The following is a 20,607-nucleotide window of genomic DNA, read 5'->3' as shown; positions in this document are numbered from 1 at the left end:
TGGACCAGCCCTCAGCGAGAAGCTCCATGAACCGCTTCCGAGCCAACGACTTCGGCCTACGACCCGGCCCCTTCCGAAAACGACGAGACGACATACGAGAACCCCTTCCGGATGGTCCTCGTTGCGATGGTCACTGGAAACCACCGCGCCGCAACTGTCCAGTTTTCGAGCGCCGTCGACACCCGTAGCACCTGCCCGGTTTGAATTCGCAGCTGGGTGCGTCAAACGCATCACGATGCGCTGGCGACGAGACCCGCTTGGACGGCCGCCCAAGCCGTCCGTCGACGCCCGAAATGTCCATTTGGACATCGCGTGGACATTTCATCTGCGAAAGAGACATTTCAAAAAAATCCCTACAGCCGCCATCGTCGGCAATGTCTCACCCTCTCGCTAGGCTGTGAATGTCACATTCACTAGCAACCGTCCGGGAGGACACCATGACCACCTACATCACCTTCGGCCCCGACCACGCCAACCTGCACCCGCACGTCGGCACGCAGCTGAACCGCGGCTACGTCGCCGTCAGCACCGGCAACCGCGAGCGCGACCTCGCCGCGGCGTTCGCGATCCTCGGTGAGCAATGGGCCTTCGACTACCAGGACGCCGCCGCGCTGGATGCCCGATACCCGGACGGGGAGATCGCCCGCCTCACCCTCATCGACGAGGCCGCGCAGAAGGAGATCGCCGGTCTGATCGAAGCCACCTTCGCCGCCGCCGAGGGCGACAGCAACGACGACGAGATCGAGGTACTACAGGCCGCGCGTGACCGGCTCGCCGCGCTCATCGACTACATCCCCGCCCACGAACGGGACTGGACGCCGATCGACGCGGCCTGACCGCCAGCGGTGCCCTGCCGGACGACCGGCGGGGCACCGTCGCGCTCGCCGCGAGCGATGTCGGAGGCCATCCGTAGCCTGTGAATGTCACATTCACCAGATCACGGAGGACACCATGACCACCAGCGAGTGCACCCACACCAACGTCGAATGGCTCTCCGGCACCCCCGGCGTCGTCGTCACCCTCAACGGAGACACCGCCGCCCGATGCCTGGACTGCGGGGCGACCGCCACCATGGACACCGACGACGAACCCGCCGCGCCCCTCGCCCATCAGTGGCAGAGCGGCCGCTTCACCGGCACGACGACCTGCCAGGCGTGCGGCCTGTTGCCGCTCGACCAAGACGACATCGACACGGAGTGCCCCGGCGGATAGCCGGCCCCTGGGGCGGTGCCACGCGGCGACGGTCGCGGGGCACCGCCCTGCCATGTCCGCGAACCACCGAAACCGAGGCCTATACCCGTGGGCAACTCCAATGTCGGAGGCCACTCGTAGGCTGTGAATGTCACATTCACTAGCTAACGATCCGGGAGGACACCATGGCAAACCGCACTCGATTCATCACGATCGACACCCGCCAGTACACCGAGGCAGCGGGAGAGATCGCCAGCAACCGCGCTCGCCAGCAGCGCGAGGAAGACCTGAACGCCTACGGCACACAGGGCTACGCGCTCCTGTCCACCGTCACCATCCCCACCCACGACGGTCTGCGCATCGTCGACACCCTCGCCCGCACCGACGAGGGCTACTGACCCACCGACAGCGCCCCGCCGAGAACGATCCGGCGGGGCGCTGTCGCGCGCTCACCCCAACGTCTGACACCCTCTCTAAACTGTGAATATCACATTCACTACCTAGCAACTCGGGAGATATCCATGACCAACCAGAGCGGATCGAGCACAGGGTCGAAAGCGATCCCAGTGAGCCTGCCCGCCGACGCATGGGGCGCTATCGCGGGAGTGATCGCGGCCTACGGCGAATCGCACAGGGACGGCGCGATGATCCTCGCAGCAGAAGAGATCAAGACTCAGGTCACCAGCGCACTCTCCCCCCAGTAGGCGCGCAACACCCACCGACAGCGCCCCGTCGAGAACGATCCGGCGGGGCGCTGTCGCGCGCTCGCCGCAATGTCTGACCCTCCCCCTAGGCTGTAAATGTCACATTCACTAGCCAACGATCCGGGAGGACACCATGGCAACCAAACCGATCAGCGAGATCGTCGCCGAGACGATCGCGCTCAACTACGAGGACATCGACGGACTCACCCAAGCACTCGGCCAGGGCGACGTGGACGCCGACGCGATCCGCGCGCTCGCCGAAGGTGCCGCAGAGCGAGCCGTCGCCGACCACGCCGGAGAGGCCGCGGGCATCGACGTCCACGGCTACGTGTCCCTCATCGACGGCGCAGCCGTCGCGCAGATCGACACCACCGAGGGCACCAGCCACGTCCGCGTGTTCCTCAACGACGGCACGATCTACGACGGCAACCCCGAGCAGGACGACGCACCCGGCCAGGTGTACACACTCCGCGATCTCGACGGCACCGACGATGCCGCCGACTGGATCACCGCCGGGCACGTACTCGATGCCCAAGAGGCCGACTGGCTGCGCTCCCTGCGGGTGGTGACCCCGTGACCGCGGCGAGCGCGACCCGGCGCAACCCGATCATCGAGGCGTTCCGCGACTGGGCCTGCCTTGAGACGTTCCCCCTCACCGCGTGGGCCTGCGACGAGTGGGTGCACTCGATCGACCGCGGCGACCATGACGCGATCAGCACCCGCGATCAGATCGCCCGCGCTCGCCGGGCGCTCGACCGGCTGCGCACAGCGCTGGAAGCGATCGAGGGCGAGCGGCCGGACGACCCGGAAGCGGTCATCCACACGCGCAGCTTCGACCCGGCAGCGCGGACGATCACCGAGACGTGGCGACTGTTCGACACGCAGTACGCCGCCCCGTGGGGAGGGCCGGGCTTCGTGGCCTTCCAGATCATCACCCGCCACGCCGACCGCGCCTACCAGGGCACGGCACGCCGCATCCTGACCGGCAGCACCCCGCATCAGGCTCCCCCTCGCGACCTGCACCCGCAGACCGTCGCTCCCCTGCCGACGCGCCGGTACGCGGCGAGCGCGCTGCACATCGCCCACGACGGCATCGCGGCACGCTTCGACCTACCGCGGGCGCTGTACTGGGCGCGCGGCATCCGCAGCTGAACCCCCGAATGGTGCCCCGCCGAGATCATCCCGGCGGGGCACCGTCGCGCTCGCCGCAGCCAATGTCTGACCCTCCCCCTAGGCTGTAAATGTCACATTCACTAGCCAACGATCCGGGAGGACACCATGGCAAACCCCACCACGCAGCTCGAGCTCGAGATGAGCCGCGAGCTGGACAACCGCACCGAGACCGACACTCTGCGGCGAGCGCAGTTCCGCATGCACACGCTCATCGCGGCCTGGTACGACGACGAGCCGAGCGAGCCGGATCAGGCGATCCGCGACGTGCTCACCGATCTCGTGCACCTGGCCGACGCCCGTAGCGTCGACATCCACACCGCGCTCGACCGGGCCGTGTGGATGGTCGACCAGGAACGAGCCGACTGGGGACTGGGGAAGGTGCAGCGATGAGCAGCGGCACGATCCCCGACCTCGCCGTCGTCGCGGCCGCGGCCGACATGATCGGCGGGTGGCACGATGATGTCTTCGCGGCGATCAACATGACCGAGGCTCGCATCCTCGCCGACCTGTTCGACGAGTTGGGTCACACCGGCACAGCCGACCACATCATCCGCGAGACCTGGCTGGCCGAGAGCGACGGTGACCGCGACCCGCTCCCCTGGGCGAACGGCCACGGCTCCCGGCTCAGCGAGGACGAGTACGTGGCCCGCAGCGACGACCTCGCCCACAACGAGGCCCGCGAGCGGTTCCACTTCGACCCCCGCCTGGAATGGTCGGAGGACGAGGAATAGCCGCACGGTGCCCCGCCGGGATCAATCGGCGGGGCACCGTCACGTCTAGGCCAGATAGCTCGCCACGTCGAAGCTCTGCAACGGCCAGGCGTAGCGGGCGCGTGACGGATGCCGGGGGTGCCCGCTCTTGAGCAGATCGCCGATCGACACCCAGTCACAGCCGGAGGCATCCGTCACCGAGGCGATGCCCTCAAGCATCTGCGGGAGGTAAGGGCGGGATCGGATCAGCTCGCCCCACGCGGCGACGATCGTGAGCTGGCGTCCGCCGATGAGATCGGCGATGTGTCGCTCGTTATCGGCTTGCAGCTGGGGGTCGTGCACCAGGTGCATGCCCTTGGGGTCGGTGGCTCTCTGCGGGTAGAGGTTCAGCATCACCCAGCTGTCGAACCCGTTTCGGGCCGCGAACCCCATGACCTTGCTGACGGTGCGATCCGGGTCTCCCGGCGCCGCGGTGCTGGGGTTCACACCGACGCACACGAGAGGGTTTACGCCCACCGTCCCCAGCACGAAGCGCGCAGAGTTGTCCGCCGTGCGCTCGTAGATCCACGTCTCAGTCATGCACGCCGCCGTCTCCCCATCGTCCTGCGCTCACCCGCCGGCCCCAATGTCTGACCCCTCACTTAGAGTGTAAGCGTCACATTCACTAGCAAGCGATCCGGGAGGACACCATGACCGAGCAGAGCGAGAACCCGTTCAAGGGCGCAGAAATCATCGCCGTCTACACCGCAGAGGAGGCCGTCGCAGACGGGCTGCTGCTGCACTTCAACCCCGCCACCGCCCTCGAGGCCGGATACCGGCTCACGGTACTGCTCACCCGCGCCGCCTACGAGGCCGCGGTGCAGTGGACCCGCGAGGGCGACTGGCAGAGCGAGGACGCCCGATTCTGGGACGTGCTCAACGTCATCCGCCCCACCGCCCGCCAGGTCGCCGGCGATCTCGTCCCGCGCGAGACCTACGTGCTGCGCGTGCCGAACGCCACCCGCTCCGGCAACCCGAGCACCGCCACCACCGCCAGCCGCCAGCGACTCCGCGTGAGCATCGAGGGGTACAACCTCACCGGCCAGGCCTGCATCATCATCGCCCTCCCCGGCGAAGACTGACCCCCACCAGCGCCCCGCCGGGATCTACCGGCGGGGCGCTGCCGCGCTCGCCGCAGCAATGTCGGAGGCCTCCCGTAGCCTGTGAATGTCACATTCACCGCCTACGTTCCAAGGAGGACACCATGGCACCCACACCACTCACCGTCGACGAGATCTCGCGGACGATCCTCGAGCGGATGACCAGCAACCACGGCGGCTCGCTCATCGAGGCAATCGACGACGGCGCGTTCGTCGTCGACGACCAGGCCGTCGCCTACTGGGTCGGCCAGGCCGTCGAACTGGCCCGCCAGGGCATCGACGACGACACTGAGACCGACGCCCCGCCGGTCGGGTACTCCTGCGCCGAGTGCGGCGTCCAGGACGCCCACAACTACGTCGTCACGATCCTGGACCACGAGGACATCCGCCACACCCGCACAGAGGTCTGCATCCCCTGCGCCGTGACGGTCTCCGCCGAGTCCGTCGACAAGATCATCGCCGGGCTGCTCACCCACTGACACACACCGGGGGCGGGCACCGCGCCCGCCCCCGGCGCTCTGACGAAAGGCCCAGCCATGACCACCGCACTCACCCCCTACGACACCGGCCAGCGCGCCGAGCCGGCTACCTGGACGCCGAGCAACTCCCACCTGTACTCGATGCCCGTCGACGACCGAGCCCGCATCCTCGCCCACCACGGCGACGACTTCGGCAAAGTCGACTTCGACAACCCCGAAGGACAGGCGATCGCCACCGTGTGGGCAACCCCGACCGGCGACGGCTGGACGCTGCACATCACCGAGCACGGGGCACCCCTCGCGCTCGCCGCAGACACCGACCGACTGCGCGAGCTGACCGGCGCCGCGCAAGAGGCGATCGAGGAGGCCGAGCGCTCCACCGAGGCCGACACCATGGATGCCGTCTTCGATGCCCGTGACGGGGCTGTGGACGCCCTCAGAGCACTCCTCGCGGCACTCACACCACCCGCCAGCTGAACCTCCCCCAGTGCCCCGCCGCCCCTCACGGCGGGGCACTGCCGCGCTCGCCGCAGCAATGTCGGAGGCCTCCCGTAGCCTGTGAATGTCACATTCACCGCCTACGTTCCAAGGAGGACACCATGGCAACCACCACCAACATCGAGTTCGCTCAGGGCCAGCTCGACATGCCCGCCCCGGTCACCGAGCGGCGCGGCGCCTACGTCGGAGAGATGGCCCGCACGCAGGCCGACCTCGTCGCCGCCCAAGCGCAGGCCGCGGATCTCGCGCTGACCGTCGAACGGCAGCAGCGCGAGATCGACCGGCTGCGACTGCCGATCACCGACGCCGCCGACGACCGGCTCGCGGCGATCTGGGAGAAGGGCGAGCAGATCGCCAACGATGAGGGCTTCTGCTCCGAGTACGACCGGCTCGTGGAAGCGATCGGCGGCACCCCGCGCGAGCGCGACTTCCGCGTGACCCTCTCCGTCACGCTGACCCAGCGCGTCACCGTCTCGGTCACCGCCCGCACGTCGGACGAAGCGGAAGACCTCGCGACCGAGGCGTACACCGTCGAAGACGTGATCGAGTCGCTCCGATCCGACAACTACGTCGCCGACTCGATCGACGCGGAAGTCACCGACTGGGAGCGCGAGTAGCCCAACCAGGCGGGGTGGGCACACCGCCCGCCCCGCCCCTCGCGGCGCTCGCCGCAGCCAATGTCGGAGGCCACCCGTAGCCTATGAATGTCGCATTCACTAGCAATCCGGGAGGATGCCATGACCACCAACCGCACCGTACACGCTGTCTGGTTTCAGTCCGTCGACCCCGAGGAGGCCTGCATCGGCGGGTGCCAGTGGCACCCCGACACCGCGCAGATCGACCGGTTCATCGAGTCGGAGCGCGCCTGGCGCAACGAGGTCGACTTCGAGTACCTGCGCAAGACCCTCACCCTGCCCGACGCGATCCTGCCCGGCCTCGCCGTCGACCAGCTGACCGAGGCGCAGCGCGCCGACGTCACCGACTGGGTCGACTCGCTCACGGGTGAGGTCGCATGGGACCGCCGCGTCGTGCTGCTGGGCAGCACCCACCCCGGCGGCGAGCGGCGCCGGATCGACGCCGAGCTGGCAGCCGCACGAGGCTGACACCCCAACGCTGGGCCCCGTCGACGAACGTGGGGCTCAGCCCAGCCCATCCAGTTTGTCCAGACGGGTCGCGACGTCCTCTGCCCAAATGTTCTTCGACGGCCATGAGCGAACCAACGCCTCGGTCGCCTCCGGGAGGGTGTAGTCCCGACCTCCGGGATATTCGCCACGTCCGCCATCGGCGTGAGCGCTCAGGATGTTGCCTTCACGGTCAAGCCACACGACAGGCCAATAGTCGACTTGAGTGTCGTCTTCCGAGTCGACGTCGAAGTGGACCGAGTAGTCTCCCTCCCTTCCGACGCAAATGGCACTCGGCGTGACGGCATAGCTCATCTGTCTTGGGGTATTCCAGGGGAACGCCTTGGGGAATGTCTCGAGCAGCGCAGAGTACATCTCGTGGGTGGGCAGCGGGCGGGCGATAATGGCCCTCACCTGATCCATGAGCGCCCGCGCGTCATCGACCGTAGGCCCCTCCACGGACACCGCTAACCCGCGCTTCATGCCCGACGCGATCTCGGTCTCGAAGTATGGGCCGGGATAGCTGCGCCCCTCGAAGGGTCGCTCGTCATAGAAGCGCTCAAACGCGCCAAGTTCCACGTCCTCAAACCTGTCTGCCCTCATGGCCGAGAGCGTACACAGGCCCGCGGTAGCAACCTAGATCCCCGGCGAAACCCCTCTCATCAACCGCCTGCCCTCATCGCTTCCGGTTCGCGAACGGCCAGCGACCGAACACGTCAGCGAACGCGGCGCGGTAGCGAACCTCCACGTCCTCCGCGGACTCCTCCGGCGTCGTCACCCACGCAACGAGCAGCTCGTCTTGATCGGCCAGCTGCCAGATCGAACGCCCGCCCTGGTGGCTGGCACCCTTCCGCGCGAACTGCCCCAGCCGCTTGCGCAGCCCGCCCACTTTCGCCTCTGCCTTGCCGATGTACAGCACCGGCGTCCCCGACACCCACCGAGCCGCGAGGTCATCCAAAGGGTAGGCGGATCCCGCCCGCGCTCGCGTCAGCTCGAGCAGCTCCGGCGACGTCGCCGCCGGACGCAGCACCACGTAGATCCCCGCCTCAGTCGGCACCCTCGCGGCCGCAAGATCCGCGAATCGAACGAACCCCACGAACCCGACCGCCTCGAGCGAGGCCCGATCCCACACGGCCGGCATCCGCAGCCCACCCGCCTCGCCGTCGCGATGGGTCGTCTTCATCGACGCATCGTCTCACGGCACCACAGGCGATGTCCCGGCTCCGGGCAACAGACCCCTCGGCTATGGTCTGAGCTACAGACGCCTGATGAGGAGACTCGTTCATGCCCAACGTAGACAGCAGCGGCCGCGACAGTTTCGGGCGGCGTGTAGAGACAGGGCTGGCAGCTGAACTCTTCAAGCAGCTCAAGCCGCTGCTTCTCGAAAGTGACATCGACCTCGACAGCGGCAAGGCCTACACAATCGACGAGATCAACGATGGCCTACAGGTGGCGATCCAACGTCACAACTTCATCATGGCGGTGCCTACAGGTGAGGCTCGAAAAGAGGCGTTCCGCGCGATACGGCTCGCTGCAGAGTACTTGTGGGAGGCCGACTACGAAGACTTCTCCGACTTCCTCACCGGGATGACCCCCGACGAAGAACCAACCCCCGCGCAGATCATCGGGACGACGCTCAGCCTCCTGGATTCCTGGTTCGAGGACGAGGTTCTCACCGGGGCAATCGCGCGCCCATCCTTCACCGAACGCTGGGACGAGGAGTCAAGCAAGATCATGTACGAGATCTTCGAGCGAGCCAGAGAGCACAGAGCTTTCGACTCCTACTCGGAGTTCATCGGCCGTTGGGGCGGACTCGTCGTGATGACGTTTGCAATCGGCGTGGTCTTCGAGGGCCTCTACGCATGGAGTGAAGACGACGACTACTTCGTCGATGTCGCTGACGAACTTCTTGACCCCGAGGCCTGGTAGCCCCTTCGCTCTCCCCCGAGCTCGGCCCCGCGCTCGCGCTCGCCATCCCGCCGCCGTCGTTGTTGCTGTCACGTCGGCGATGTCGGAGGCCTCCCTTAGCCTGTGAATGTCACATTCACTAGCAACCGAGGAGGACACCATGGGTGCCACATCCACTCACAAGACGGCCGGCGTCAGCGTCAGCGACTACTTCGCGGACTACTTCACCAACGCCACGATCATCGCCAGCGGCACCCGCCGCGACCCCGACTACATCGGCGGGAGCTACGACTGGCCCTACGAGTTCTACGCCGCGGTGCGCTACAACGACGGCCACCCCCACGCCGGGGAGGTCTTCGCGTTCGTCGTGCTCTACTCCGTCGCCCCGTCCAGCTACTACAACTTCACGTACAAGGACATGGACGAGACGGTCGGCCCCGGCGCAGTCCACGCACCCCGCCGGGTGCTCGAGGCCCTCACCCCGACCGACCACGAGTACGCCAACCAGTGGCGCGCCGCCTGCTGGGCGAACCTCGAGCTCGAGGAAGCCAAGCCCCGCGTCCGCCGCGGCGACCACATCCGCTTCGCAGAGCCGTTCACCTTCGGAGGAGGGCTGCAGACCACCACGGAGACCGTCTTCGAGGTCGAAGGGCGCGACGTGCTCCGCGTGATCGACCACCACGGCGTGCGCGTGCGCATCCCCCGCTGGCGGGCACGCAGCTACGCGCTCGCCGCAGCCAGCTGAGCGAGTGCGGGGCGCCCCACACAGGGACGCCCCGCAGTCCTCACCGCGCAGCTGCTCACGCGCCGGGGCGCCGGCGCCAGTGACCGGCGATCTCCCGTCCTGCGCGCGTGTGCTCCGGCACCCACACCATCCCCCGCCCATCCGGGAGCGCGACAGGCTTGACCAGCCCATCTAGGGACTCCTCGAGCATCAGCGCCGCCGTATGGCGATCGCCACCCGCCGCGAGGTACTCCTGGCCTCCCGCGGCGTCGAAGACCCGCTGACGCAGCTCCGCGGGCGCGTCGAGGCTGTCTCCCCGCAGTCGCCGTGCAACGGCATCCATCCGAACCTCTTCACGGATCTCCGATATCCTGCCCGCGCCCGTGCGCAGCTGCCGCCGGAACCGCGACAGCTGCGCATCCCGTCGACGCGCCAATGGCGACCTCGCCCGCCACGCCTCGAGCGCCGCCTGATCCAGCGGTGTGTACTCCGCCATGACCCGCTTCCGCGCGCTCACCGCCCGTTCCCGCTCGAAGAACTCCCGCGACTCCGCCTCATGCGCTCGCCGCTCTGCTGCCGGGGACCGACGCACGCGCTTTGCCGGCAACCCCAACGACTTGAGGCGGCGAGCCAACCGCTTCGACTCACGGTTGGACTGCAGCGCCCGCTCATACACATCCGGGTTCTCAGCCCGATACTGCCGCTGCCACTCGGTCAGGTGTTCCCGGTTGCGCTGCTGCCAGTCCCGCGCCGACGCCTTCACCTTCTCCGGGCTCTGATCTCGACGCTGTCTCGCCCTGGCCAGCACCGCGTCACGGTTGCGCTCGTAGTAGCGCCGCGAGTACTCCGCCGTCTTCTCTGGGTGCTCCGCATGCCACCGCCTGATCGTCTCGCGCTTGCGCTCACGGTTAGCCTCGGTCCACCGCCGCACCCGCTCGCGGTCCTTCTCGCGCCGCTCCTTCTGCGCTCGCATCTTCCGCGACCGCTCCCGCATGTACTCCCGGTTCTTCCGGTTCACTTCGTCACGGTTCTCCGCGTGATACTTCGCCCGGTACGCGCGGATCTCCTCGCGATGCTCCTCGCGATACCGCTTCGCGTAGTCCCGCTTCGGATCGGCCGCAGCGCTCGCCGCAGCCGACTGCTCCTGCTCGGCGCGCTTCGCCTGCTGGCGTGCCCGACCCGCTCGCAGCCATGCCGCATGAGGGTCGGTTGGTCCGCCAACCGGTCGCGCCGACGAGTCGTCGACGCCGGCGGACATTACGACTCCGCGGGCGCCAGCTCGAGCAACGTCTGGAACAGGGCGTACCGGTGAGCTGTCGGGTTGGTGATCGCCAGGCCGACCGCCTCTCGCAGCGGGGCGCGTTGCTCATCGGTCAGGTCGGTCACCGGCTCGAGGCACCAATCAACGTCGGTGTCGACGGTGTAGTCCGGCTCGTCGATGTGAATCTCTGGGTAGTACGAGATCGCCGCCAGCCCCACGCGCTGCAGGACGTCGTCTACCTCTTCGCGACTCGGCATCGCTCCTCCTCTCGTCGCGGGCTTGTGCCCGTCTGAGGGGTATAGGCCGCATCCCGGCTGCTTCGCGGACACAGAGTGCATCGCTCGCTCGCCGGCGCAATGTCGGACCCCCACCGTAGCCTATGAATGTCACATTCACCACCTACTACGGAGGACACCATGAAACTCACCCTCAACTTCGGGCACCGCCAGGAAGAGATCGACCTGGGCGAACCCGACGCCCGCGACGGACTCTTCGACAACGGCGAGATCGGCGCCTACGCCGGGAACATCTACCTGTACGTCGACGGCCGCGAGTACGGATCGCTGTTCATCCACCACGACGACCAGGGGCCGATCATCGAGCTCGGCCAGTTCGACGAGACCGCCGACGAGTGGGTGACCCGCGCCGCGCTACGCGCCCTGCCGGCACACGTCGCGCAGCCGCTCGAGAACGCCGGCGCATGACCGGCCACGAAGGCGGCTCCAAGACCGTTGGCCGGTGGTACGTCGAGGTCAGCCCCCTCGGTGTGATCGCCGGCCCCCTCGAATCCGGGGCCACCTACACCACGACCACCATCCGGTTCCCCATCGGATGGCGCGTCGGAAAGGTGTGGAGCAACGGCGTCGCGTCCGGCCCTCCCGAAATCTTCGGCATCCCCCGTCGAGTCGTCAGCGCCGCAGCCGGCATCGCCAGACAGATGCAATAGACCGAGCTGAGGGCGGCGGCAACTCCGCCGCCCTCAGTGACGCACTCGCGATGTCCCCCAGCGATGTCCGACCCCCTCCCTAAGCTGTGAATGTCACATTCACTAGCCGACGATCCGGGAGGACACCATGGCAACCATCAACCAGCACCCGTCCGGCGTCGCGGACTGGGCCACCATCTGCGCCTGGATCCACGAGAACCGCCCCGACCTTTGGGAAGGGCTCGGCCCCGCCGACGAGGACCGCGCACCCGCGAGCTGATCCAGCAGATGCAGGCCAGATCGCCACTTGACCTCCGGGCAGGAAACACCTACCCTAGTAAATGTCACATTCACTACTAACTGAGTAGAGGGAGAACCCACAGACCCACAACCAGGGGAACCGCGCAACGCCGTTCCCCTCCCAGGGACAGGCGCCACACCGCAGCCTGACGAGCGCTCGCCGCGCTCGCCGCCATGTCCCTCCCGGCGACCCGCCGTCCTCCCAACCAGGTCGCCGCCGCGGGGGCGGCTCCGTGACACAGCCGCCCCCGCCCCTTCCCCTTCATGTCCGCGAAGAGAACGATCCGCGGCCTATACCCACAGACGAACCGGAGGATCCCATGGACAGCATCGACACCACCGCACCGGCCGATTGGCACGACTTCTACGTCGACCCCTTCCCCGGCCGCAAGGGCTCCGAGCGGATCACCGACACCTGCGGCAAGTGCATCGGCACCGGCCTGTACACCGCGCCGACACATTTCACCGATGGCCAGGGGCGCCCGATCTGCTTCGACTGCCGCGGCACCGGCACCCGCAGCCGCCTCGTCAGCAGCGCCCGCGCCACCGCACGAGCCCACGCGAAGGCACACGCCGAGCACGTCGACACAACACGGGCGATCACCGCCCGCCGCGCCGCCTTCGAGGCCGAGCACCCCGGCCTCCGCGACCAGCTCACCGAGGCACACCTGAGCATGCGAGACGGAAACCCGCTGCGCGAGAAGATCGGCTACATCCTCGACTCCCTCGAGGACTACACCGGCACCCTCGACGACGACGAGGTCCGCACCGCCCACGAGCTGCTCGAGCAGTACGAGCTCGAGCTGGCCGCGCGCCGCCCGGTCCCCACCGGGCGCACCCTCATCCAGGGCGAGATCCTCGCGACCAAGACCACCGACACTCAGTGGGGAATCACCGTCAAGATCCTCGTCCAGGGCGAGGGCTGGCGCGTATGGGGCACCAAGCCCTCCGAGATCTCCACCGCCGCCCGCGGCGACGTCGTCGCGTTCACCGCCACCGTCTCCGCTTCCGACGACGACGACAGCTTCGGCTTCTACTCCCGGCCCACCAAGGCACACATCATCGCCGCCGGCATCCGCCGCACCGCATGAACGAGCGCCTCATGAACAGCCGCACCAGCCTGACCATCTACCCCGCCCACGACGAGAAGTCTCTGCTCCCACCGACGCCGATCCTCGTCGACGAGCACTACTTCGTGCGCGCCGGGCTCGAGCAGCTCCCCGCACGACTCATCGGATTCAGCCCCGCCGGCGCGCTCGCCATCACGGCATGGGTTCACGACGTGTTCCGCACCCCCGAGCTCGCACGCGACCTGTACCCGATCTTCATCATCGCCGGCCACGTCCAGGCGTATCCGATCCCCGCAGCCAGAGTCACCGTGCGCGAGCCATCCGGCGTCGTCCAGGTCGTCATCACAGACCCCCGCGGCAAGCGATACCGCCCGTACCTCGGAGAGGACCGCGACGTCGCCGACCGCATCGCCGCCGCCTGGGGTTCCCACCGCGGCTACTCCGCCACCGTCCAACCGATCACCCCGGCAACAAGCGCCTGACCACGCGAACGGAGATCACCATGCGCTGCCTTATGTGCGAAGAGCCGACCACCATGTACATCCCCTCCGACGACGTCGACGGGATCGGGCTGCACAGCTGCGGCGCGTGCGGCTTCGAGATCGAAGCTCCCCGCGACGAGCCCGTGCGGATGATTCCCGTCAACGAGCGTCGAGAGCGGCCCGTCGACGTGACGACGACGACGGTTGCGAAGACCCTGCAACCTCTCTAGTATCAGTGAATGTCACATTCACTACTTTCTTACTGATCCGAGGAGTGCTCCCCAATGAGCGAAGAGGCAGCGACCGTCACCGAGGAAGTCGTCTACGTCGGCCGCAAGGCCGCGAGTAATGGAAAGCTCGCGCACTGGTATCGGACGCTCGACGACGGTGAGCTCACCAGCAAGGAGCTCGGCTCGTACAAGCCGTACACGTCGGCTCCGGTGGGCGCGATCATCACGATCACCCGCCCCGCCGGCGAGCCGACCGTGCTCTACACGGGCGGACAGTACACGCCACGGATCACCGGCAGATACGCCGACACAGCCGCCACCGACGAGTGGCGCGTGGCCGATCAAGCGGAGGCGCAGCGGGATGCGAATGAGCGGCGCATCAAGCGGGATCTCGACGGTCTGCCCGAGGAGTTCACCACGGCGCTAGACACCGTTGGTGCGCACTTCTCACGGCTCAACGCCCCGCAGCGGGCAGCACTGTTGACCCTGGTCACCGCGAAGCTCCTCCGCTACTGAGGTCGACCGTCATGTCCACCCTCGATCTCCTCGACGACCGCTTCCCGCACGGTACCCCGGACGGGTACCGCCACGGATGCCGCACTGCCGCGTGCCCCGCGCTGATCCCCTGCCGCACCGTCCACACCCGCTACGTGGGCGACTACTCCTTCGCGAAGCTCATCGACGCCGGCACACCGCTCGCCGAGATCCTCGAGCGCGACGAGGCCGCGCGTGCCGAGTCGCGGCAACGGGACAAGATCGCCGCTCGAGAAGAGCGCCGTGCCGCCGTCGAAGCCACACGCCCCCGTCGACCCAAGCCGACCCCCAAACCGAAGCCGGCGCGCGCCAACACACCCAAACCCCCGCGCATGCCGAAGGAGGCGCCGGCGCCGGCGCCGACCGCACGGCCTCGCCCGTCGACGCCGCGGCCGCGCACCCATCCCGGCTACCAGTGGCTCGACAAGGCACGCAGCGACGCCGAGAAGCTCCCCGCAGAGCTCGCCAGCGCGTTCTCAGAGGCACTCGACGGCTACGAAGCGGACCTCGATCGTCACGTCGACGAGCTCGAGCAGTGGCGCAAAGACCACCGAGAGCTGCGCGGCCAGCTGCGCGCCGCGGCCGAGACCCTCAAGACGGCCACCATCGCCGCCGGCACCGGCCTCTCCGTCGGAGGGGTGATCGAGAGAGCGCTGCAGGAGGCAACCCTGCGGCACCAGTCCGCCGTCGACGCCCTCGCAGACCACGATCGCCCTTCCCCACCGGCCAGGCCACGCACACCGCGACTTCGGACCGCGCGTGCTGCCCGAACCTCGCAGCCGAGGCAGCTGCAGCCGCACGGCACCAACGCATGCCGAGCGCGCGGCTGCGACCGCCCCGAGTGCATCGAAGCCGGCCGCGAGTATCACCGGCAGTGGATGGCGAACCGGAAGGCGCAGAGCATCCCGCTCGAGCACCACGGGACCGCCTACGGCTACCAGCTCGGCTGCAAGGACCGCGACCACTGCCCCGCGGAGATCTCGTGCGCCGATGCGTCACTGGCTGAGGAACGGCGCCGACGCCGGGAGGCCGGCATCGCCCCGCAGGCCCCGCGCGTGCCCGCCGAGCCGATCCGACAGCACGTCCGCCAGCTCATGGCATCCGGCATGACCGTCCTCGAGATCGCCGACCAGGCACAGGTGTCCAAGACCGGCGTGAAGATCCTCCTCTACGGCCGCTCAGGCACCCGCAAAGGAGAGCTGCCCCGCGAGATCGAAGCAGAGAAAGCACGACGACTGCTCGCCCTGCAGCCGACTACCGCAGCCACGAAGTTCGCCCGCTCCGCCTGACACCAACATCAGGAAGGCCACCATGAACGACCGCACCACACCTACCACCACCATCACGATCCAAGTGCCCAGCACCGCACCCGAGGACGTGATCTCACGAGTCACCGCGCTCGGCGCGGAGCTCGGCGCCCAAGGCGGAATCGACCAGGTGCTCCTCGAGCTCGTGCGCACCTGTCACGTCTGCGGCTGCACCGACGAGCGAGCATGCTTCGGCGGCTGCTGGTGGGTCAACGACGACGGCACCCCCGACCTCTGCTCGAGCTGCGAGGACAGGCCCCACCAATGACACAGGAAAGCACCGCCCGAACCTGCCTTGCCACCGCCACAGGGCAACGCGGCTACTGCGGACGCAAGACGTCATCGGCAGCCACCACGATCGCCGACGTGACCTGCAAAGACTGCGGCGCAGCCGTGCGTGCAGACCAGCAAGCCGGCATCCTCACCCCCGAGCTGACCGCGGCGATCGCATGCTGACCGCCAGCTGGTCATCATGGACTCCCGGACGCCCAGGAGGCGCGCTGCGCGGCGTCATCGACGACGTCGCCGACAAAGACACCCACCAGTCCGGCGAACGAGTGTGGCGCTGCGCCCACCATCACACCACCGAGGCCGACGCCACGCGATGCGCCACCACCGAGCTCAAGCGCCGCCAGAACGCCCGGCCGCTGAACTGGTCCCAACGAGTCACCATGCGGATGATCGCCGATGGCCGATCACTCTCCGGCGGCGCCAGCTACCTCGACACGACAGGCCTGGGGATCCCCGGCGGCACCATCCAGTCCCTCCGCAGGCGAGGACTGATCGAACGCTACTCGTGGGTCGAACCCGGCTGGGTGCTCACGAAAGTCGGCGTCGACGCCATCAACAGCGGCGCGTGCGACGAACCCGACAGCGGCCCCGACGACTGACCGCACCGACCTCCACAACCCGGATGTCCGCGAACACCCCCAACATCGGCCTATACCCAGCAAGAAGGGCCTGCAGCAACACCATGCACGGGGGTTCCCCCACCGGGCATGCAGGCGTATAGTCAGTGAATGTCACATTCACTGTTCGATTGAGGAGAAACGCCATGACCATCACCCAGACCGCCGCCCCCACGGGCACCGCGGTCACCATCACAGGAACCATCCGCACCCCGCTCACCCTCGTCCGCCGCCTCCCCGACCGCCGAGCACGAGTAGGGTTCCGCGTCGACACCGACGCCGGCCCCTACAACGTCCACGCCAACGGCGCCCTCGCCGAGCTGCTCCGACTGACAACGCACCGCGGGGACCGCGTCACCGTCCACGCCCCCGCCGCCACGTTCAGCCACCCTGACCAGACCATCCCCGACCTCGAAGCCGACAGCGTCGAACTCGACCTCCACTGACCCGCGACGAAGATGGACACCACCGACGCACTACCAGGGAGCACCATGACCCGCATCTTCCACGTCAACGGCAAGCCCGTCGACGTCACCGACGCCGCGGCCGTCCAGGCACTCACCCCGGACGAGTACGCCGACCTGCTCACGCAGACCCTCAACGACACCGACGCGAACGACACCGAGATCATCGGACTGCGCCAGGACCAGCCGCCCACCGGCACAGGGTTCATCATCATGAATCCGCCCACAGAGGAGGCCGAGCATGCCTAACCCCGCCCCCACCACGACCGGCACCGACAGCTCCCTCCTTACCCCCATCCAGCGCCAACGCGCACTCACCCTCTCCGACGCACTCTGGCGCCTCCGCACCGGCCAGCACGACGCCGGCGACGACATCACCCTGACCATCCCCGCACCCGCCATCGAAGGCATCGAGAAGATCCTGTTCGCCCTCGCCGAAGGGGATCTGCGGTTCGCGTCCGTGCGGGCCGGTCAGCTGATGGATGGTGTCAGCGCGGCGCTGCGCGATCGCGCAGTGGGGGAGCAGTGGCGGGCGGCGTTCGATCACGCCCGCCAGGACGGACACAACGAGGCCGAGGCGCGTGAGTTCGCCGACGAGTACGCCGCCTACGTGGAGGACCGGCAGTACGAGCTGCGCGACCCCGACCTGCCGATCCCCTCACCGAGCGAGTACACCCGATGACCGGGGCTGCGCCGTCGTCCGTCACTCTGGATGTGCGCGCGACGATCGTGCGAATAATCCAGCAGCACACCGACGAGCCTGACGAAGAGGCAGGTTTCATCGCCGACGACATCATGGACGCGCTGAACCTGGGCAGTGAGCTCACGGTCGCCGTCCCGAGGCCGCGGCGCCGCGGCGAGCATGAGTGGCCGTGCGCGCTGTTCTACACCGGCAATTGGAAAGGCCAGCAGCCACGCGCCCGATGCAGCTGCCCGCCGGTAGCGGATGGGTCCGTGTCATGAAGGATCCACGCCAGCTCTCGCAGGCCGAGCTCGACGAGTACCTCGACCAGCTCATCAATGAGGGGAACGATGACAGCCCCGAGTTCCACCGCGCGTACCAGGTCTGGGAGGAGCTCAACGGCTGACCCAGACCTCGACCGCACTCCTCGGGGCCCCGCTCACCGGCGGGGCCCGATTTCTGTCCGCGAACACCCCCAACACCGGCCTATACCCAGCAGACGAACGGGAGAGGCCATGTGCGACGACATCGACCACGGAGGGCGACGGTGCCCGTCGTCGACAGCCGCAGGGCAGCGGCGTCGGCGTGCAGAGAAGCGTGAGCAGAACGCCGAGAAGCAGCTCGAGGCCTTCATCGGGGCAACCCCGTTCCGGCCGGTCTCTGGCGAGCTGATGCGAATGAGCTCCCGCCCCAGCTACTACGACACCGACGAGTGGATCGAGTACGAAGACACCCTCCGCGCCGCCGCGGAACGCCACGGCATCGAGATCTCGGAACTGCAGCACGCAGACGGGCTCTGGGAAGGCGCATCTGAACCAGCCGGCGCCTACATCGTCCGTGCGGACAGCTTCGAGCAGGTCACCGACTGGGCGGGAGAGCTCGCAGGACGGTATGAGCAGGACAGCATCATGGCCGGGTACTTCGACCCGGACGGACCTGACCGGGTTTACAGCTTCGCCGCCGACACCGGCTCGCAGCTGCAAGTCCAGGAGACTCTCGACATCCTCCGCGCCGCCGGCGCACCAGGTGGCAGGCTCTACGACGGCAAGCTCGAGATCGCCGAACCCGCCGAGTACCCGCTGCCGGCATCCGCCGTGAACGCGATCGCCGCACGTCTCGGCACGTCGCCCACCTTCGCTCGAGCGCACGTCGCGTTCGTGCCAGGCACCGACAGCTACCAGCGCCACCAGCCCATCAAGGAGATCCAATCGCTCAGAGAGCGATACGCCGACGCGCACGGGTTCCCGCAACGCAAACCCATCCCCCGGCTGACCGAGCTCGACGACATCGCTGCAGCGCGAGCCTACGCGGCCGCAGCGCACGAACCCACCCACCCACAGGTCGCCCGGTCTTACCGAAGCCTGCGCCAGCACATCGGCGCGCAGTGGGACATGCTCACGGAAGCCGGCTACACCTTCGAGCCCTGGCACGGAGAGGCCGAGCAGCCCTATGCCGACTCCGCCGCGATGCTCGACGATCTGCGACAGAACAAGCATCTGTTCTACTTCCGCACCGAGGTCTCGCAGCACACCGAAGGCGCTCTACCGCCGGACCACCCGATGGCACGCACCGTGACCGTCACCCTCCCCTCGGGAGAGCGCGCGCCGATGCTCGCCAACGACGTGTTCCGCGCTGTCCACGACGCAATCGCCCACAGTGAAGGGCACCAATTCGGCCCCTACGGGGAGAAGCGCGCCTGGTGGACGCACCGGGCATGTCTCCCCCGCGAAGCGCGACTCGCGCTGTGGTGCGAGACGCGCGCACAGAACTGCTGGACCAACGCTGGCCCACACATGACTGCTGAGACCGAGCCCGGACACCCGCGCCTCCTCCGCCGAGGAGAAGAGGGCTGGATCCCGTTGAGTGACCGTCCCTACGCGCAGCAGAAGTGCTGCCGCGTGGACACCGCGCTCCTCTAGCGCGTCAGAGACCTCGGGCGATCTCGTGCGCCAGCGCCGAGGGGAACACCTCATAGTCGTCTGTACCGACCGCGAGGATCCTCACGGTCGCATCCTCCTCGAGGAAAGCGGCATTGTAGGTTCCCGCTCGAGATGGCATGAACCCCTCGCGATTCCACGGTAGTTGGCAACGGTTTCAGGGCCAGGATTCCACGCGAAATGGCATTTTCCTACAGTTGGTCCGACTCAACTCAGATGCCCGCTTGCGGCAGGCAGATCGACCTAGAGTGTGTTAACGAGTGAGCAGCCGCGCCGTTCAGAGGCGAGGGCGATCGCCGACGGGGCGGCTCACTCTTCTCCTCATCCCGGTGTTGCTCAGCGCGACCGGCGTCCTCGATCTCCGCATTCCTTGGCCGTGGCTCCATGGCGAGTCCGCGGGGGATCGTCCGGTCGAGCACTCACCCCTGAGAGCCCTGTCAAGGTGAGCTGGACCGGGACAGCCGCTGGAGTGCTCTATCTCGCGTGGCTGGCGTCCGCAACCCTGCGCCCCGGCGGCAACGGGCTATTCGAGACACAATCCCACGCGCGCGACTCCCGGTCGAAGCTGTTCCGGATGGGGCTCGTCACCAACCTGCTCAACCCCAAGGCCGCTGTCATGTAACTCGCGATCATCCCGCAGTTCATAGATCACGGGCAGGGAAACACGACCGCTCAGGGATTCGTTCTCGGCGGAGTTCAGATCATCGTCAGGATGATCGTCAACTCCCTCATCGTGCTGGGCGCCGGCACAATCTCCGGATTCGTGTCGACGCGACTCACATGGATCCGGCACCCCGCTCGGCGCAGTGGCGGTCACGCTGGCCAGAGAGGTCCCGCAATGCATCTCGCCCCTGAACCGG

General features: G+C 67.7%; 38 protein-coding genes. 33 read left to right on the top strand and 5 right to left on the bottom strand.

Annotated elements, in window-relative coordinates; genetic code table 11:
- The first annotated feature begins 437 nt into the window (after window positions 1–437).
- The 8 genes from ACSF8R_RS14085 (at window position 438) to ACSF8R_RS14050 (ending at window position 3,799) form a co-directional block, all read left to right on the top strand.
- Window positions 438–836, top strand: coding sequence for a hypothetical protein (locus ACSF8R_RS14085; protein ID WP_434812382.1), 399 nt, complete (start codon window positions 438–440; stop codon window positions 834–836).
- Between the two features lie 115 nt (window positions 837–951).
- Window positions 952–1,212 carry a hypothetical protein gene (locus ACSF8R_RS14080; protein WP_434812381.1) on the top strand — a complete coding sequence of 87 codons (261 nt, stop codon included), beginning with the start codon at window positions 952–954 and terminating at the stop codon, window positions 1,210–1,212.
- A gap of 164 nt (window positions 1,213–1,376) precedes the next feature.
- Window positions 1,377–1,589 carry a hypothetical protein gene (locus ACSF8R_RS14075; RefSeq protein WP_434812380.1) on the top strand — a complete coding sequence of 71 codons (213 nt, stop codon included), beginning with the start codon at window positions 1,377–1,379 and terminating at the stop codon, window positions 1,587–1,589.
- 123 nt (window positions 1,590–1,712) lie between these two features.
- On the top strand, window positions 1,713–1,895 hold the full coding sequence (locus tag ACSF8R_RS14070) for a hypothetical protein (protein ID WP_299091658.1): 183 nt from the start codon (window positions 1,713–1,715) through the stop codon (window positions 1,893–1,895).
- Window positions 1,896–2,028: 133 nt separating this feature from the next.
- Window positions 2,029–2,472, top strand: coding sequence for a hypothetical protein (locus ACSF8R_RS14065; RefSeq protein ID WP_434812379.1), 444 nt, complete (start codon window positions 2,029–2,031; stop codon window positions 2,470–2,472).
- A complete protein-coding gene (locus ACSF8R_RS14060; RefSeq protein WP_434812378.1) occupies window positions 2,469–3,047 on the top strand; it encodes a hypothetical protein in 579 nt (192 codons plus the stop codon). Before ACSF8R_RS14065 ends, ACSF8R_RS14060 begins: the two co-directional genes overlap by 4 nt.
- Before the next feature lie 126 nt (window positions 3,048–3,173).
- Window positions 3,174–3,458 (top strand): hypothetical protein, encoded by a 285-nt coding sequence (locus ACSF8R_RS14055; RefSeq protein ID WP_434812377.1) that lies wholly within the window; start codon window positions 3,174–3,176, stop codon window positions 3,456–3,458.
- Window positions 3,455–3,799, top strand: coding sequence for a hypothetical protein (locus tag ACSF8R_RS14050; RefSeq protein WP_434812376.1), 345 nt, complete (start codon window positions 3,455–3,457; stop codon window positions 3,797–3,799). Before ACSF8R_RS14055 ends, ACSF8R_RS14050 begins: the two co-directional genes overlap by 4 nt.
- Window positions 3,800–3,844: 45 nt before the next feature.
- Here the strand turns inward: ACSF8R_RS14050 and ACSF8R_RS14045 are convergent, their stop codons facing one another.
- The gene (locus ACSF8R_RS14045) at window positions 3,845–4,357 is read right to left on the bottom strand and encodes a DUF1643 domain-containing protein (protein WP_434812375.1); all 513 of its coding nucleotides are present in this window, start codon (window positions 4,355–4,357) and stop codon (window positions 3,845–3,847) included.
- Window positions 4,358–4,467: 110 nt separating this feature from the next.
- On the opposite strand from ACSF8R_RS14045, the gene ACSF8R_RS14040 reads away from it, so the two are divergent.
- The 5 genes from ACSF8R_RS14040 to ACSF8R_RS14020 all read left to right on the top strand — a co-directional run bounded on the left by ACSF8R_RS14040 (window position 4,468) and on the right by ACSF8R_RS14020 (window position 6,997).
- Complete coding sequence (locus ACSF8R_RS14040) at window positions 4,468–4,899, top strand: DUF6573 family protein (RefSeq protein WP_005050841.1); 432 nt, start codon at window positions 4,468–4,470, stop codon at window positions 4,897–4,899.
- Between the two features lie 122 nt (window positions 4,900–5,021).
- Window positions 5,022–5,396: a hypothetical protein gene (locus tag ACSF8R_RS14035; protein ID WP_434812374.1), complete on the top strand. Its 375-nt coding sequence runs from the start codon at window positions 5,022–5,024 to the stop codon at window positions 5,394–5,396.
- 57 nt (window positions 5,397–5,453) lie between these two features.
- On the top strand, window positions 5,454–5,873 hold the full coding sequence (locus ACSF8R_RS14030; protein ID WP_434812373.1) for a hypothetical protein: 420 nt from the start codon (window positions 5,454–5,456) through the stop codon (window positions 5,871–5,873).
- 122 nt (window positions 5,874–5,995) lie between these two features.
- Window positions 5,996–6,511, top strand: coding sequence for a hypothetical protein (locus tag ACSF8R_RS14025; RefSeq protein ID WP_434812372.1), 516 nt, complete (start codon window positions 5,996–5,998; stop codon window positions 6,509–6,511).
- Between the two features lie 120 nt (window positions 6,512–6,631).
- Window positions 6,632–6,997 (top strand): hypothetical protein, encoded by a 366-nt coding sequence (locus ACSF8R_RS14020; protein WP_434812371.1) that lies wholly within the window; start codon window positions 6,632–6,634, stop codon window positions 6,995–6,997.
- A 36-nt stretch (window positions 6,998–7,033) separates the two neighbouring features.
- Here the strand turns inward: ACSF8R_RS14020 and ACSF8R_RS14015 are convergent, their stop codons facing one another.
- Together ACSF8R_RS14015 and ACSF8R_RS14010 are read right to left on the bottom strand one after the other, a co-directional pair.
- Window positions 7,034–7,618, bottom strand: a complete 585-nt coding sequence (locus tag ACSF8R_RS14015) for a hypothetical protein (protein WP_434812370.1) — start codon at window positions 7,616–7,618, stop codon at window positions 7,034–7,036.
- A gap of 73 nt (window positions 7,619–7,691) precedes the next feature.
- Window positions 7,692–8,198 (bottom strand): hypothetical protein, encoded by a 507-nt coding sequence (locus tag ACSF8R_RS14010; protein WP_005050828.1) that lies wholly within the window; start codon window positions 8,196–8,198, stop codon window positions 7,692–7,694.
- A 101-nt stretch (window positions 8,199–8,299) separates the two neighbouring features.
- Between ACSF8R_RS14010 and ACSF8R_RS14005 the strand changes: the two genes are divergently transcribed.
- Together ACSF8R_RS14005 and ACSF8R_RS14000 are read left to right on the top strand one after the other, a co-directional pair.
- The gene (locus ACSF8R_RS14005) at window positions 8,300–8,944 is read left to right on the top strand and encodes a hypothetical protein (protein WP_005050824.1); all 645 of its coding nucleotides are present in this window, start codon (window positions 8,300–8,302) and stop codon (window positions 8,942–8,944) included.
- A 139-nt stretch (window positions 8,945–9,083) separates the two neighbouring features.
- Window positions 9,084–9,668 carry a DUF6927 domain-containing protein gene (locus tag ACSF8R_RS14000; RefSeq protein WP_005050822.1) on the top strand — a complete coding sequence of 195 codons (585 nt, stop codon included), beginning with the start codon at window positions 9,084–9,086 and terminating at the stop codon, window positions 9,666–9,668.
- Window positions 9,669–9,723: 55 nt separating this feature from the next.
- On the opposite strand, the gene ACSF8R_RS13995 is transcribed toward ACSF8R_RS14000, so the two are convergent.
- Complete coding sequence (locus tag ACSF8R_RS13995; RefSeq protein WP_434812369.1) at window positions 9,724–10,905, bottom strand: hypothetical protein; 1,182 nt, start codon at window positions 10,903–10,905, stop codon at window positions 9,724–9,726.
- Window positions 10,905–11,165, bottom strand: a complete 261-nt coding sequence (locus tag ACSF8R_RS13990; RefSeq protein WP_005050818.1) for a hypothetical protein — start codon at window positions 11,163–11,165, stop codon at window positions 10,905–10,907. Before ACSF8R_RS13990 ends, ACSF8R_RS13995 begins: the two co-directional genes overlap by 1 nt.
- 159 nt (window positions 11,166–11,324) lie before the next feature.
- Between ACSF8R_RS13990 and ACSF8R_RS13985 the strand changes: the two genes are divergently transcribed.
- From ACSF8R_RS13985 to ACSF8R_RS13900, 18 genes are all read left to right on the top strand, one after another.
- Window positions 11,325–11,612 (top strand): hypothetical protein, encoded by a 288-nt coding sequence (locus tag ACSF8R_RS13985; RefSeq protein WP_005050816.1) that lies wholly within the window; start codon window positions 11,325–11,327, stop codon window positions 11,610–11,612.
- Window positions 11,609–11,854: a hypothetical protein gene (locus ACSF8R_RS13980; protein WP_434812368.1), complete on the top strand. Its 246-nt coding sequence runs from the start codon at window positions 11,609–11,611 to the stop codon at window positions 11,852–11,854. Before ACSF8R_RS13985 ends, ACSF8R_RS13980 begins: the two co-directional genes overlap by 4 nt.
- Window positions 11,855–11,981: 127 nt before the next feature.
- Window positions 11,982–12,113 carry a hypothetical protein gene (locus tag ACSF8R_RS13975; RefSeq protein ID WP_005050812.1) on the top strand — a complete coding sequence of 44 codons (132 nt, stop codon included), beginning with the start codon at window positions 11,982–11,984 and terminating at the stop codon, window positions 12,111–12,113.
- Between the two features lie 340 nt (window positions 12,114–12,453).
- Window positions 12,454–13,224, top strand: coding sequence for a hypothetical protein (locus ACSF8R_RS13970; RefSeq protein WP_193599316.1), 771 nt, complete (start codon window positions 12,454–12,456; stop codon window positions 13,222–13,224).
- A gap of 11 nt (window positions 13,225–13,235) precedes the next feature.
- Complete coding sequence (locus tag ACSF8R_RS13965) at window positions 13,236–13,685, top strand: hypothetical protein (protein WP_193599315.1); 450 nt, start codon at window positions 13,236–13,238, stop codon at window positions 13,683–13,685.
- Between the two features lie 53 nt (window positions 13,686–13,738).
- Window positions 13,739–13,915 carry a hypothetical protein gene (locus ACSF8R_RS13960; RefSeq protein WP_193599314.1) on the top strand — a complete coding sequence of 59 codons (177 nt, stop codon included), beginning with the start codon at window positions 13,739–13,741 and terminating at the stop codon, window positions 13,913–13,915.
- A gap of 54 nt (window positions 13,916–13,969) precedes the next feature.
- Window positions 13,970–14,431 (top strand): hypothetical protein, encoded by a 462-nt coding sequence (locus ACSF8R_RS13955; protein WP_005051910.1) that lies wholly within the window; start codon window positions 13,970–13,972, stop codon window positions 14,429–14,431.
- An 11-nt stretch (window positions 14,432–14,442) separates the two neighbouring features.
- Window positions 14,443–15,738: a hypothetical protein gene (locus tag ACSF8R_RS13950; RefSeq protein WP_193599313.1), complete on the top strand. Its 1,296-nt coding sequence runs from the start codon at window positions 14,443–14,445 to the stop codon at window positions 15,736–15,738.
- Window positions 15,739–15,760: 22 nt separating this feature from the next.
- Window positions 15,761–16,024, top strand: a complete 264-nt coding sequence (locus ACSF8R_RS13945; protein WP_005050711.1) for a hypothetical protein — start codon at window positions 15,761–15,763, stop codon at window positions 16,022–16,024.
- A complete protein-coding gene (locus ACSF8R_RS13940; RefSeq protein ID WP_005050712.1) occupies window positions 16,021–16,212 on the top strand; it encodes a hypothetical protein in 192 nt (63 codons plus the stop codon). The genes ACSF8R_RS13945 and ACSF8R_RS13940 overlap by 4 nt, the downstream gene beginning before the upstream one ends.
- Window positions 16,206–16,646, top strand: coding sequence for a hypothetical protein (locus ACSF8R_RS13935; RefSeq protein WP_005050713.1), 441 nt, complete (start codon window positions 16,206–16,208; stop codon window positions 16,644–16,646). The genes ACSF8R_RS13940 and ACSF8R_RS13935 overlap by 7 nt, the downstream gene beginning before the upstream one ends.
- Before the next feature lie 164 nt (window positions 16,647–16,810).
- Window positions 16,811–17,110, top strand: coding sequence for a hypothetical protein (locus ACSF8R_RS13930; RefSeq protein WP_005050714.1), 300 nt, complete (start codon window positions 16,811–16,813; stop codon window positions 17,108–17,110).
- Window positions 17,111–17,155: 45 nt separating this feature from the next.
- Window positions 17,156–17,377: a hypothetical protein gene (locus tag ACSF8R_RS13925; RefSeq protein WP_005050716.1), complete on the top strand. Its 222-nt coding sequence runs from the start codon at window positions 17,156–17,158 to the stop codon at window positions 17,375–17,377.
- Window positions 17,370–17,810 (top strand): hypothetical protein, encoded by a 441-nt coding sequence (locus ACSF8R_RS13920; RefSeq protein ID WP_005050717.1) that lies wholly within the window; start codon window positions 17,370–17,372, stop codon window positions 17,808–17,810. The genes ACSF8R_RS13925 and ACSF8R_RS13920 overlap by 8 nt, the downstream gene beginning before the upstream one ends.
- Window positions 17,807–18,091 carry a hypothetical protein gene (locus ACSF8R_RS13915; protein WP_005050718.1) on the top strand — a complete coding sequence of 95 codons (285 nt, stop codon included), beginning with the start codon at window positions 17,807–17,809 and terminating at the stop codon, window positions 18,089–18,091. The genes ACSF8R_RS13920 and ACSF8R_RS13915 overlap by 4 nt, the downstream gene beginning before the upstream one ends.
- On the top strand, window positions 18,088–18,216 hold the full coding sequence (locus tag ACSF8R_RS13910; RefSeq protein WP_264674921.1) for a hypothetical protein: 129 nt from the start codon (window positions 18,088–18,090) through the stop codon (window positions 18,214–18,216). Before ACSF8R_RS13915 ends, ACSF8R_RS13910 begins: the two co-directional genes overlap by 4 nt.
- Window positions 18,217–18,325: 109 nt before the next feature.
- Window positions 18,326–19,729, top strand: coding sequence for a hypothetical protein (locus ACSF8R_RS13905; protein WP_005050720.1), 1,404 nt, complete (start codon window positions 18,326–18,328; stop codon window positions 19,727–19,729).
- 460 nt (window positions 19,730–20,189) lie between these two features.
- Entirely contained in the window at window positions 20,190–20,369 is a 180-nt protein-coding gene (locus tag ACSF8R_RS13900; RefSeq protein WP_005050722.1) for a LysE family transporter, read from the top strand.
- Window positions 20,370–20,607: the final 238 nt, after the last annotated feature.

Source organism: Microbacterium sp. bgisy189, assembly GCF_965345345.1.
GTDB lineage: Bacteria > Actinomycetota > Actinomycetes > Actinomycetales > Microbacteriaceae > Microbacterium.
Note: the sequence above shows the minus strand (reverse complement) of the source record. Positions and strands in the feature narration are given on the sequence as shown.